This window comes from Pseudoalteromonas shioyasakiensis (assembly GCF_022398475.1).
In the GTDB taxonomy this organism is placed as follows: domain Bacteria; phylum Pseudomonadota; class Gammaproteobacteria; order Enterobacterales; family Alteromonadaceae; genus Pseudoalteromonas.
Genome location: NZ_JAKEVM010000122.1, coordinates 1 through 12,947 on the forward strand (window position 1 = coordinate 1; position 12,947 = coordinate 12,947).

At 39.9% G+C, this 12,947-nt stretch carries 10 protein-coding genes; 7 read left to right on the forward strand and 3 right to left on the reverse strand.

What is annotated here, in order from left to right; translation table 11 throughout:
- The first annotated feature begins 100 nt into the window (after window positions 1-100).
- Window positions 101-1,033 (forward strand): substrate-binding domain-containing protein, encoded by a 933-nt coding sequence (locus L1D51_RS16910; protein ID WP_082401560.1) that lies wholly within the window; start codon window positions 101-103, stop codon window positions 1,031-1,033.
- 284 nt (window positions 1,034-1,317) lie between these two features.
- Here L1D51_RS16910 and L1D51_RS16915 read toward each other — a convergent pair whose 3' ends face one another.
- Both L1D51_RS16915 and L1D51_RS16920 read right to left on the reverse strand, forming a co-directional pair.
- On the reverse strand, window positions 1,318-2,244 hold the full coding sequence (locus L1D51_RS16915) for an electron transfer flavoprotein subunit alpha/FixB family protein (protein ID WP_239964273.1): 927 nt from the start codon (window positions 2,242-2,244) through the stop codon (window positions 1,318-1,320).
- The gene (locus tag L1D51_RS16920) at window positions 2,245-2,994 is read right to left on the reverse strand and encodes an electron transfer flavoprotein subunit beta/FixA family protein (RefSeq protein WP_054561438.1); all 750 of its coding nucleotides are present in this window, start codon (window positions 2,992-2,994) and stop codon (window positions 2,245-2,247) included. It lies immediately after the preceding gene.
- A 193-nt stretch (window positions 2,995-3,187) separates the two neighbouring features.
- Here L1D51_RS16920 and L1D51_RS16925 point away from each other — a divergent pair, with 193 nt between their 5' ends.
- The 6 genes from L1D51_RS16925 to L1D51_RS16950 all read left to right on the forward strand — a co-directional run bounded on the left by L1D51_RS16925 (window position 3,188) and on the right by L1D51_RS16950 (window position 9,831).
- Window positions 3,188-4,834: an electron transfer flavoprotein-ubiquinone oxidoreductase gene (locus tag L1D51_RS16925; protein WP_239964275.1), complete on the forward strand. Its 1,647-nt coding sequence runs from the start codon at window positions 3,188-3,190 to the stop codon at window positions 4,832-4,834.
- Window positions 4,835-4,937: 103 nt separating this feature from the next.
- A complete protein-coding gene (locus L1D51_RS16930; protein WP_054561436.1) occupies window positions 4,938-5,402 on the forward strand; it encodes an acyl-CoA thioesterase in 465 nt (154 codons plus the stop codon).
- Between the two features lie 239 nt (window positions 5,403-5,641).
- The gene (locus L1D51_RS16935) at window positions 5,642-6,214 is read left to right on the forward strand and encodes an outer membrane beta-barrel protein (protein WP_055198360.1); all 573 of its coding nucleotides are present in this window, start codon (window positions 5,642-5,644) and stop codon (window positions 6,212-6,214) included.
- 98 nt (window positions 6,215-6,312) lie between these two features.
- Complete coding sequence (gene tsaA, locus L1D51_RS16940) at window positions 6,313-7,017, forward strand: tRNA (N6-threonylcarbamoyladenosine(37)-N6)-methyltransferase TrmO (protein ID WP_054553913.1); 705 nt, start codon at window positions 6,313-6,315, stop codon at window positions 7,015-7,017.
- Window positions 7,018-7,130: 113 nt separating this feature from the next.
- On the forward strand, window positions 7,131-8,855 hold the full coding sequence (locus L1D51_RS16945) for a proline--tRNA ligase (RefSeq protein ID WP_239964277.1): 1,725 nt from the start codon (window positions 7,131-7,133) through the stop codon (window positions 8,853-8,855).
- A 142-nt stretch (window positions 8,856-8,997) separates the two neighbouring features.
- Window positions 8,998-9,831: a UDP-2,3-diacylglucosamine diphosphatase gene (locus L1D51_RS16950; RefSeq protein ID WP_054561432.1), complete on the forward strand. Its 834-nt coding sequence runs from the start codon at window positions 8,998-9,000 to the stop codon at window positions 9,829-9,831.
- On the opposite strand, the gene L1D51_RS16955 is transcribed toward L1D51_RS16950, so the two are convergent.
- Entirely contained in the window at window positions 9,828-12,866 is a 3,039-nt protein-coding gene (locus L1D51_RS16955) for an ATP-binding protein (protein ID WP_239964279.1), read from the reverse strand. The genes L1D51_RS16950 and L1D51_RS16955 overlap by 4 nt on opposite strands.
- Window positions 12,867-12,947 lie beyond the last annotated feature (81 nt).

Below are 12,947 nucleotides of genomic sequence, written 5' to 3' on the forward strand. Positions count from 1 at the left end.
TCATTAAATGTTTTAAAAAATTACAGTATAAAGAATTAGCAAAGCCAGACATATTGCCTATATTGATAAGAAGCTAACTATTAAGGAGTTTGCGTCTACTATGCTATTTCGCTCTATGAAAGCCCTTTTGCTATCTACAACCCTTATCTCTGCACATAGTGCGTATGCAATTGAAGAAAATATTAATTCGAAGCCTATTTTTATTGCAGGCTCAACCACTGTCACTGAACTATTAATCGATATGAAAGCCGACTTAAGCCAAGAGTTTGGCAATAGCATACAAATCAGGCCAATGGGCAGTGATAAAGGCATTAAAGCCATTGCAGAAAATGTTATAGATATCGGCACCAGCTCTCGTTATTTAACAAAAGAAGAACAACAACGTTGGCCTTTTTTAAGGCAAATTATTATAGCCCAAGATGCAATCGCATTTTTTGTAAATAAAAACTTAAACATTACTGAAGTTACCACTAAAAAGCTGAGCGATATCTACCAAGGAAAACTAAAGGCGTGGTCTGAAGTTTCACCTTATACACCTGAGCTCAGTGCCAAAAATGACGAGATCCTACTTTTTAGTAAAGGCACTAGTCACGGTAGTTTTGATGTCTTTTTAGAGTATTTAAATTTAGATTATATTCAAGAACCAGGCAGTAACTTCATACGCTTAAAAATGGCGGGTAATAGAGGTTTATTTTCTAAACAAAAAGTAGAACTTTACGATCAGTTCAATCAAGCATTGGGTATAGTGCAGCGTATTCCAAATGCCATTGCTTACGATTCATATGGCGCTATTAGTAAATTAGAAAATGACAGACGTATTAACAGAGTAACTTTGCTTGAGATTGACGGTGTAAGCCCTTCCGTTGAATCAATTCAAAGTGGCGAATATGCCTTTGTTAGGCCGCTAGTGCTAATTGTAAACACACAATCATCCCGCTCAAAAAAGATTGGCGACAAACTTGCTGTGATTGTTAAATCAAACAAGATTCAACAGAAAATGCTTGAGTTTGGTTACCTTCCGGTAAAACAATGACCTGAAGATATAATACCAACCCGCAATAATACTTAATCATTTTGAGGGATTAAACCTGTCGCTAACTGCGTTAAAAATTTCTGATTTACGACTGCATGGATGCAGAAGCTAGAGCAATGCAGGAGCAATTGCCAAGAACAACTAAATAACGAAATTTTTGCCTTGTTATCAACAAGGTTTTATTGCCTCAAAATAGACTACTTAATTAAGCGGATTGGTATAAAACGAAAAAAAGCTGCGCACCTAAAAGGTGAACAGCTTTTAACAACCAGAATCGTTATGAATTACAGAGCGCTTTCAAGCTCTGGTAACACATCAAATAAATCAGCAACTAAACCATAGTCAGCGACTTGGAAAATTGGTGCATCAGGGTCTTTATTGATGGCAACAATCACTTTTGAGTCTTTCATACCCGCTAAATGTTGAATCGCACCACTGATACCCACAGCAATATATAAATCTGGGGCAACAATTTTACCGGTTTGACCTACTTGCATGTCGTTTGGTACAAAGCCCGCATCAACAGCAGCACGTGAAGCACCAATGGCTGCGCCTAGTTTGTCGGCAATACCATTTAATAACGCAAAGTTTTCACCATTTTGCATACCACGACCACCTGAAATAACCACAGGCGCGGCTGTTAGCTCTGGACGCTCAGATTCAGTTTGTTCTTCTGATACAAACTCACTCAGACCAACAGAACCTTTACCAGTAACACTCGTTACAGCTACTGGCGCTTGCTCTTGTGCAATATCAAAGCTACTTGCACGAACAGTAATAACCTTTTTGCTATCTAGTGATTTAACTGTCGCAATTGCATTACCTGCATAAATAGGACGCTTGAAAGTATCTGCATCAAGCACATCGATGATTTCAGAGATTTGTGCAACATCTAAAAGTGCTGCAACACGTGGCATAAAGTTTTTACCCGTTGTTGTGGCGCTTGCGACAATGTGTGAATAGTTATCTGCTAAAGATAAAACAAGATCAGCCAGGTTTTCAGCAAGCTGATTAGCATAAGCTGCATCATCGGCAATCAGTACATTGCTAACACCTGCAATTGACGCTGCTTGCTCGCTCATTGCAGCTAAATTTTCGCCGGCAAGTAGTAAATCTACATCAAAGCCTAGTTTAACAGCAGCAGTAATCGTTTTATTGGTTTCAGGCTTTAGAACACCTTTATCGTGTTCGGCTATCACTAATGTTTTCATTTAGATCACCTTCGCTTCTGTTTTTAACTTTTCTACTAATGTCGCAACATCTTCAACGACAATACCGCCACTGCGTTTTTCTGGCTCGTTTACTTCTACCAGCTGTACGCGAGGCGCAAGGTCTACACCTAGGCTGTCAGCAGCAATTACATCTAGAGGTTTACGCTTTGCTTTCATAATGTTTGGTAATGAAGCATAGCGCGGTTCATTTAAACGTAAGTCTGTGGTTACGATAGCAGGTAGTTTAAGAGCGACTGTTTGTAAGCCACCGTCTACTTCACGCGTTACATTAACAGTACCTGCTTGAACATCGACTTTAGATGCAAAGGTACCTTGGCCACGACCCGTTAAAGCAGCAAGCATTTGACCGGTTTGATTGTTGTCAGAGTCAATCGATTGCTTACCTAAAATAACCAGCTCAGGTGATTCTTGCTCTACAATCTTGCTAAGTAATTTAGCAACATGTAAAGATTCAAGCTTTTCTTCTGTTTCAATATGAATGGCTTTATCAGCACCGAGTGCTAAGGCCGTACGTAATTGCTCTTGAGATGATTTATTACCAATAGTTACAGCAACAACCTCAGTGGCAGTTCCTGCTTCTTTTAAACGAATAGCTTCTTCAATTGCAATTTCACAAAATGGGTTCATCGCCATTTTTACATTAGCTAGATCAACATCCGTTTTATCGGCTTTAACGCGTGCTTTGACGTTGTAGTCAATTACTCTTTTAATTGGAACGAGGACTTTCATCGTGACTCCATCAATTGTGTGTTCTCAAAGTTGACCTAAACGTCAACTTATTTATTTTATGAATTCAGACTACTTCCTGTTGACGTAAACGTCAACCTAAAATAACCTTAAAGTATTCACAGCCTGTAACGTTTCATTTGCAAGTATGAAATAAGGTTCTTTATAGCAGGTCCGTCACCGAGAAGAGGTTTATATGGTCGAACGCGAAACCATGGAATTTGATGTAGTCATCGTAGGCGCAGGCCCAGCAGGTTTATCAACTGCGATTAGATTGGCTCAACAAGCACAAGAAAAACAACAAGAATTAATGATCTGTGTGGTAGAAAAAGGCTCTGAGGTGGGCGCACACATTTTATCGGGTGCGGTTTTTGAAACCAAAGCGCTGGATGAATTATTACCTGATTGGCAGTCATTAGGCGCTCCAGTTACCACTAAAGTAACGCAAGATGATATTTACTGGTTCAATAACAGTGAAAAAGCCACCAGCATCCCCCACTTTGCTAGCCCTAAAACATTCCATAACGAAGGCAATTACATTGTCTCTATGGGTAATGTATGTCGCTTTTTAGCAGAGCAAGCGGAAAACTTAGGAGTAGAAATATTCCCTGGCTTTAGTGCTCACTCTTTGATTATTGAAGACGAAACAGTGAAAGGCATTATCACTGGCGATATGGGCCTTGATAAAGACGGCAACGAAAAAGATGGTTACATGCCGGGTATGGAGCTTAGAGCTAAATACACAGTATTTGCTGAAGGCTGCCGCGGTCATTTAGGTAAAGAGCTAATCAAACACTTTGCCCTTGATAAAGATGCGTCTCCACAGCATTACGGTTTAGGGTTCAAAGAAATTTGGCAAATCGACCCGAGTAAACACAAAGAAGGCACAGTAGTTCATGGTACAGGGTGGCCGTTAACCGGTGATACCAGTGGTGGTGCGTTTATGTATCACAGCGACAACAACCAAGTTGTTGTAGGCTTAATTGTTGACCTTAACTATTCAAATCCACATTTAAGCCCGTTTGATGAATTCCAACGCATGAAACATCACCCTGTCTTTAAAGATGTTTTAGAAGGCGGTGAACGTATAGCCTATGGTGCAAGAGCCATTGCCAAAGGTGGCCTGCGCTCTTTACCGAAAATGCACTTCCCGGGGGGGTTACTTGTAGGTTGTGATGCGGGCACATTGAACTTTGCCAAGATCAAAGGTAACCACACAGCCATGAAATCAGGCATGGTTGCCGCTGATGTGATCGTAGCAGCTCTTAGTGACGGTAAAGAAAATGCCGATTTATCTGAATATAAATCGGCTTTTGAACAAAGCTGGGCGTACAAAGAGCTTTATCAATCGCGTAACTTTGGCCCTGTTATGCATAAACTTGGTAAGTTCTTAGGTGGTGCTTATAACACCCTCGATCAAAACCTATTTGGTGGCAACTTACCATTTAACTTTGAAGACAACATGCCAGATCATGCCACATTAGTTGCAGCTGACCTGGCCGAAAAAATCGATTACCCGAAAGCAGACGGCAAGCTTAGCTTCGATAAACTTTCATCGGTGTTTTTATCAAATACCAATCATGAAGAATCACAGCCATGCCATTTAAAGCTAAATGATAACTCGATTCCAATTAAGGTGAATTTACCGCAATTTGATGAGCCAGCACAACGCTACTGCCCTGCGGGAGTTTACGAAGTACAAGAAGTTGAAGGTGAAAAAGAGTTTGTGATCAACTCACAAAACTGTGTGCACTGTAAAACCTGCGACATAAAAGACCCAAGTCAAAACATTACTTGGGTAACACCTGAGGGAGCTGGCGGGCCAAACTATCCTAATATGTAACGCACGTTACTCATTTAATTAAAATTTATCCTAAATTGCAGGGGCTTCGGCCCCTTTTTTAGGCTATGCTGAAAATGTCGTGTTTTATAAAAGTGAGTAAAGTATGCCGTCTTCAAGTGTAACATTTCGTTTTTTAGCTGAACCTACTGATGTCAATTTTGGCGGTAAAGTTCATGGTGGTGTGGTAATGAAGTGGATTGACCAAGCTGGTTACGCCTGTGCTGCAGGTTGGAGCGGTCATTACTGCGTAACTGTCTCAGTTGCGGGTGTAAAGTTTCAGCGCCCTATTTTGGTTGGCCAAATAGTCGAAGTGAAAGCCAGTATCGCACACACAGGTAAAACCAGTATGCAAATCTTTATTCAAGTACGCTGCGGCGACCCTAAAACCCAAAACCTAGTTGAAACCAATCATTGTGTTATAAGTTTTATTGCTATGGATGAAGCAGGCTACCCAATCGAAGTACCTTCATATACAGCCGTAACAGACGAAGAAAAGAAAATCGAAAACTATGCGATAAAAATGAAAGAGATCGCGATAGAAACAGAAACCCTTTTACAAAAAGCCTAAAAGCTTAAAACAACAAAAAATTATAAACCGTACCTAGTAACTTCTACAGAGCACCCTGAAATTGTTACGACTGCCAAACTGAATGCCTGATTACAGTTTCAACAAACTGCACAAAAAACCACTTAAAAAAGCCTAAAAACAATACTTTAGGCTTTGTTTTAAGCTTGGCATTGCCGTTGCAATACTCCTTGTGAATGACGCGAAACATTCGTTTATTTATTTTATAAAGGAGCTATTAAATGATTAAAGCAATTTCACTTTCTGCACTTTCTTTAGCACTACTAGGTTTTAATAATGCTGCACATGCAGATATTACCGAAATGGATTCTCCGCGTATTTATACCGGTATCGGCTACGGCCAATATTCTTTTGAGTTTGAAGACAGTGAAAATGACACTGACTTTGATGACGATTCACAAATGCTGAAAGGTTATATTGGTACTCAGTTTAACAAGTACTTGAGCCTTGAACTTGCCTATCAAAATTTTGATGAAGTAAGCGATATCGATTCTAAAGCCGAAATTGACGGTGTTTCATTAGCAGCACGCTTAGCAGCCCCAATTACAGATAGCTTTTCTGTTTATGCCAAAGGTGGTTGGCTAGAGTGGGATGCTGAAATTGAGCAAGACCTAGGCGAGCTTGGCAGTATCAGTGCTGACTCAGACGGTGGTGATGTATTTTATGGTGCAGGTGTAGAATATGCTTTCACAACAAACATGCAAGTACGTTTAGAGTATGAGCGCTATAAATTAGAAGATGATATTGACCCAGATATGGATGTAGCGTCTGTATCATTCCAATACATGTTTTAATTTAGACTACATAGTCTAAATATTAAAAGGCAGTCTCGACTGCCTTTTTTTGTGTTTGCATGTAAAATGTCGGCAGATTTTCTTAACAACAATGCACAATGAGCGAATACCAATTAACTGCCGTCGGCCATATTCAATCTCCTTATAAACAAAAGTTTGCCATACCTCGCCAACCTCGTTTGGTTCCTGAGGCTAAAGCAAAGCTGGTATTCAGCAGCGATTTTAATCGTGAAGAGTTTGTACGCGGCCTCGATGAATTTAGCCATATTTGGTTACTATTCAGATTTCATGAAACCGCAGATAAAGGCTATTCAGCAATGGTGAGACCCCCTCGCCTAGGCGGTAATGAACGTAAAGGTGTATTTGCAACACGTGCAACCTTTCGCCCAAATGCTATAGGCATGAGTGCTGTAAAACTTGAAGGCATTGAATATAAAAATGGTCAATTAAGCTTATTGCTTTCAGGTATCGATTTACTCGATGGCACACCTATTTTAGACATTAAACCTTATTTGCCCTACTCAGACGCAATGACCGATGCCACCGCAGGCTTTGCCGATACGCGACCAGAAACCGATATGAGCGTTGAGTTTAGTGAAGAAGCGCTTGCGTTTATTGCAAAGCAAACTGAGCAACCTGAATTAAAAGCGTTTATAAGCAATGTATTAAAGCAAGATCCTCGCCCAGCTTATAAAAAGCAACGTGACTCAGAACAAAGCTACGGCATGACCTTATATGATTTTAATATTAGGTGGCATGTTCAGGACAATCATAATACAGTGACCAGCATTGAAAAATGCTAGTTTTTAGCATATAGCGCTTTAGTGTCAGTGCTTCCACTGGTAAACTTAGCGCCTTGTTATTACTCAAACGTCTTGAGTAAACGATAATAATTTTAACACTACTTGGAATAGAGATGCGTACCAGTCAATATATACTCGCAACACTTAAAGAAACTCCGTCTGATGCAGAAATTGTTTCTCATCAATTAATGCTACGAGCAGGCATGATCCGCCGCGTTGCGTCGGGTTTGTATACATGGTTGCCCTCTGGTCTACGCGTACTTAAAAAAGTAGAAAACATCGTACGTGAAGAAATGGATAAAGCAGGCGCTATCGAAATGTTAATGCCTATAATCCAACCAGCTGATCTTTGGGAAGAGTCTGGTCGTTGGGAGCAATTTGGTCCTGAATTACTTCGTATTAATGACCGTCACAACCGCCCATTTGCACTTGGCCCTACACACGAAGAAGTGATCACTGATTTTGTACGTAAAGAAGTAAACTCTTATAAGCAATTACCGCTTACTCTTTACCAAGTACAAACAAAAGTACGTGACGAAGTTCGCCCTCGTTTTGGTGTAATGCGTGCTCGTGAATTTACGATGAAAGATGCTTACTCTTTTCACTTAAGTGATGAGTGTTTAGAGAAAACTTACCAAGTTATGCACAAAGCTTACTGCAACATCTTCGAGCGCCTTGGTCTTGATTACCGCCCTGTTATCGCTGATACCGGTTCTATCGGTGGTAGCGTGTCACATGAGTTCCATGTGCTTGCAGAATCAGGCGAAGATGCAATCGCATTTAGTGATGCAAGTGATTATGCTGCAAATATCGAAAAAGCAGAAGCGCTGGCACCGACTGAAGACCGCCCAGCTGCAAGCAAAGAACTAAAAGCGTTCCCAACGCCTAATGCAAAATCAATTGCTGAGCTTAAAGAGCACTATGGTGTTAAACCTCATCGCGGTGTAAAAACATTAATCGTGTATGGCGCACCAGATGAAAACGAACAACGTGGTTTAGTTGCCCTTGTATTACGTGGTGACCATGATCTAAACGAGTTAAAAGCTGAGAAACACCCGCTTGTTGACTCACCGCTTGAAATGGCAAAAGAAGAAGACATCGTTGCTGCTATTGGCGCAAAACCAGGTTCATTAGGCCCAGTCGGCCTATCAATGCCAATAATTGTTGACCGTACAGCTAACGTAATGGCTGATTTTGTAGCTGGTGCTAATAAAGATGGTGAACATTTCAGCGGTATCAACTGGGATCGCGATGTAGAAAACTACGAAGTGGCTGATATCCGTAATATCGTGGAAGGCGATCCAAGCCCGTGTGGCCAAGGTTCACTGCAAATTAAACGTGGTGTTGAAGTTGGCCATATTTTCCAACTTGGCACTAAGTACTCAGAAGCAATGAAAGCAGGCGTATTAAGTGAATCAGGTAAAAACCAAGTAATGACAATGGGTTGTTACGGCATAGGTGTATCACGTATCGTAGCTGCCGCTATTGAGCAAAACAACGACCAATACGGTATTAAATGGCCGCAACCTATCGCACCATTTGATTTAGCAATTGTACCTATGAACATGCATAAGTCTCATCGTATTCCTGATATTGCAGATAACCTTTACAAAGGTTTAAAAGATGCAGGTTTAGATGTGTTGTTTGATGACCGTAAAGAGCGCCCTGGCGTTATGTTTAACGACATGGAGTTATTAGGTGTGCCTTTCACGCTGGTTATTGGTGAGCGTAACCTTGATGAAAATAAGGTGGAGCTTAAAAACCGTCGTACTGGTGAAAAGCTAATGCTTGATTTAGACAGTGCCGCTTCCGAAATTGCCGCACTTGTTAAAGGCTAATTAAGTCAGCTCAACAAAATATAAAAAACCGCTTCGGCGGTTTTTTTGTATTTCTTAATTGTCATAGATGTTTCGCTAAAGCGTCTTTTAACTGTCATTGATTCTGCCTAGCATTTACTTTATTACACCATGAGTAAATGCCATGAATAACACCACTTGTAGTAGTAAAACCCACTATCCTGCCGTTTGGATTTCCGACGTTCACTTAGGTTATAAAGACTGCCAAGCGCAGTATTTACTAGACTTTTTAAATGCGATTGAATGCGATGTTCTGTATTTGGTCGGTGATATTGTCGATTTATGGTCGATGAAACGACAGTTCTTTTGGCACCCTAGTCATTATGATGTATTAGCGCTTATTCAACAAAAAGCGAAAGATGGCACTCGAGTGATCTATATACCGGGTAACCACGACGAAACCTTTCGCCATTATGCCAATGATTCATTATTCGGTATTGAAGTACATAAACAATATATCCATACCACAAAAGCCAACAAACGGTTTTTACTGTTGCATGGCGACGATTTTGATTCAGCAACCCGCTACAACAAATTAATCAGTATTGCGGGCGATGCAGGATACGACTTTTTACTTTTTTTAAATCGTTGGACTAATCGCATTCGCCGTTTATTTGGCGGTAATTATTGGTCATTGGCCTCTTGGATAAAAGCGCGAGTGCATAAAGCACGTGAAGCAATTGACGCATTTGAAAAAGCGGCAATCCACGAAGCAAAAAAACAAGCCGTCGATGGCATCATTTGTGGGCATATTCATCACCCAGCCGTTAAAGTGGTTGATGGAATTTTGTATTGCAATGATGGCGACTGGATTGAGAGCTGCACTGCATTAGTTGAAAACAGCTCTGGCCGTATTGAGTTATTGCACTGGAGTGAAACACAAAAAGTGATTCACTCTGCTGATATTAGTACATTAACGCCTAAACCTGCATTTAATAAAGATCGTGATGCCGCTTAAGTCTTCAGCCACATTGAGAGCTTTTTACGCAATGTGGCTTGTTTAATTGGCTTGGTGATATAGTCGTTCATACCAACACTGAGGCATTTTTCTCTATCGCCAGCCATCGCGCTTGCGGTCATGGCTATGATCACCACATCTTGGTATTTCTCACCTGTTTTTCCCTGCCTGATTGCTTTGGTACAGTCATACCCATTTAAGTTTGGCATTTGGCAATCCATTAAGATCAGATCAAATTGAGTTTCGCTGTTATTCAATACCTCAATTGCTTCAAGACCATCGCTGGCTGATTCAATATGAACATAGCTATCTCTTAAGATCGCTTTGCTCACCTCAATATTAATCATATTATCGTCGACGATAAGTACTGAACTAGATGTTAAATCAAGCTCAATAATTTCTTTTGTATCTGTATTTTTACGCTCAATAACAGAATCATTGTTATTAAATAAAACAGCGAGTTTATAGGCTAATTCATCAGGAGTGACAGGTTTTGCAATAACAGTACAATTGCTCGGTAATGTTTCTTTTTGTTTAAGTGATGCCATAACACCTAAAATTAATACACAGGTGTCGGAGTATTTATTTGCAAAACTCAACACATTGTTTAGTTCTGGGTGCTTATGATCAATGATAAGTAAATCTAACTCATTGAAAACATTGTCAGGTATATCACTTAATCGAGAAACTTTCGATGGCTGAGGCTGACAAGTTTTCTCTAATTGGGTTTCTATGTTTTGACCAAGCAGATCATATAAAACTGCACAACCAACGTGTTTGTTATTCAAAGCCGTAATCTCCCCCTGCTCTTTTAATGAGGCACTGAGTGACACTGTGATACTGGCACAAAAGCGGCTGCCCTTTCCTTTTTCACTTTCAACGATAATATCACCGCCCATCAACTGAGCGAGTTTTCGGCTTATTGAAAGGCCTAAACCACTGCCACCATAATGGCGTGTTGTACTTGAGTCCTCTTGAGTAAACACTTCAAACAATTTACTTTGGTTTTCTTTCGAAATACCAATACCTGTATCTTCAACTACAAAGCTTAGGCAAAGCGACTTATCTGTATGCAGCTGTTCCTTAACCGTTAAACTAACATGACCTTTATGGGTAAACTTAAATGCATTACTGAGTAAATTATTGAGAATTTGTTTTAAGCGGTGGCTATCACCCATTACAGTACGCTGAGTAATATCATGCGCATCGAACAGTATCTCAATACCTTTTTTCTGACCTTGAACAGCCATCGATGTTATTAAATCACTGCACACTGAAACGACATCAAATTCGTGACTATCTAAATCAAGTTTACCAGCTTCAATTTTTGAAAAATCTAGAATGTCATTAATCAGTGTCATCAATGAGTTAGCGCTGGTATTTGCATAATGTAAGTATTGCATTTGCTGAGTAGATAATGGCTCTTCTTCAAGCATTTCGAGCATGCCAAGTACACCATTCATCGGGGTGCGGATTTCATGGGAGATATTGGCGACAAATTCACTTTTAGCTTTACTTGCAGCTAATGCTTCTTCGGTGGCCTTTTCGAGCTCGGCTGTGCGGCTTTTCACTTTTTCTTCTAATGTCACATTAAGCTTTTCTAGTTGATGTTGAGCGCACTTAAGTGAATCAATATTGCGTAGTATTGCCGCTATTTGATATTGCTGTTTTGCTGCATCAAAAACAGGTGTCATGGTAATCGAGAAATAATGTGTGCTTAGCTCGCTGATGTGAACCGCTTCAAACGAGCACCGCTGCCCTTCTTTAATGGCTTGTGCAATCCCTTGAAAATCTTCATCGTTATAATTAAACAAGGTATCAAAATGGGTGGTTTGCTCTGTTATACCAAAAAACGTTTGTGCCGTTTCATTGGCATTACAAATAACACCATTTGGCTGAACCATAATAATGGCATCTGTTGAGTTTTCTATAATTTTACTGTTCTTTTCTTTTAGAAAACTGAGCTCAATTTTTCTGTTGATGTCACGTTGATAGATTATAAATAACATCAGCACAACTAAAATGATTAAGCATAAAATGCCAATAAACCTTAATCGTTTTTGATGTATTTCATTCAGCAGTGTATCAGTGCTTATAGAGACAGCCAGTGTAAACGGCTGCATATGTACACCATCTTTAAACTCAATAATTTTATCTAGATAAAGTTTTTCAGGTAGGTTTACTACGTCAAAAAAATCAACTGAACTAATTTTGAGGTCGGCACTAAATTCCTCTGACCAATAATGTGGATCATCTAACTCAAAACTAAAACGGTATGATTCCTCTGGATGATAGATAAATTGTTGTTGAGCATTTAACAGATAAACAGAGAATTTATCTGATGATTTGCTTGTTAGCTTGTTAATAAGATCTTCTGCATAATAATTGAGGATAAGAACAGCAAAGGGCTTACCTTCGTTATCTTTCACCAGCTTTGCAATCCGGTATGTGCTGGTATAAGGCTGTTGTAAACGACCATTTTCGCGGTTGTAGTTAATTGGTGATAAGTAGATTTGACCATTTTCAAGCTTTGCCGTAATTTGCATGTAATCACGTTGGCCTTTGTGTTGTAAGTCCTCCTCACTAATTCTAAAGACCTGTTTATTCACACTATCAACGCGTACAACCTCTTTGCCGTTATCAGCAATGTAGATATAACGAGCCTGAGCTAAGTCTTTATCTGTTGTCATAAAACCAGTAAAGATTTTAGCTAGGCGATCTTTCCATGCCGAGATAGGCGTGCCTAAAACGGGATCTATATTTTGATCATTGGTAGCGCGCATAATTGCAAGCACTGGCGGCGTTGAATCTAAAAAGTTAAGTGCAGAAATATTCTCTCTTAAACTTGTTTTTAGTACACTTTCTTTAGTGTCGAGCTCTCTCTGCATCTGTTCAAAGGTGCGGCTGAACACATCCTCTCTAAGGTCGTATTCATACTTTACAGTTACAAAAATAGACAATAGCAAGAGAATACAAAAAGCGAGTATTGGTAATTTGTGACGTTGATAGAAATGCGCTGAATGTCCAGAATCCATTGAATCGAAAGCCTTCTTTTCTACTCTGCTTTAGAGTATAGGAGAGAATAGTAATAAAAGCGGAGTATACAGAAAATATAT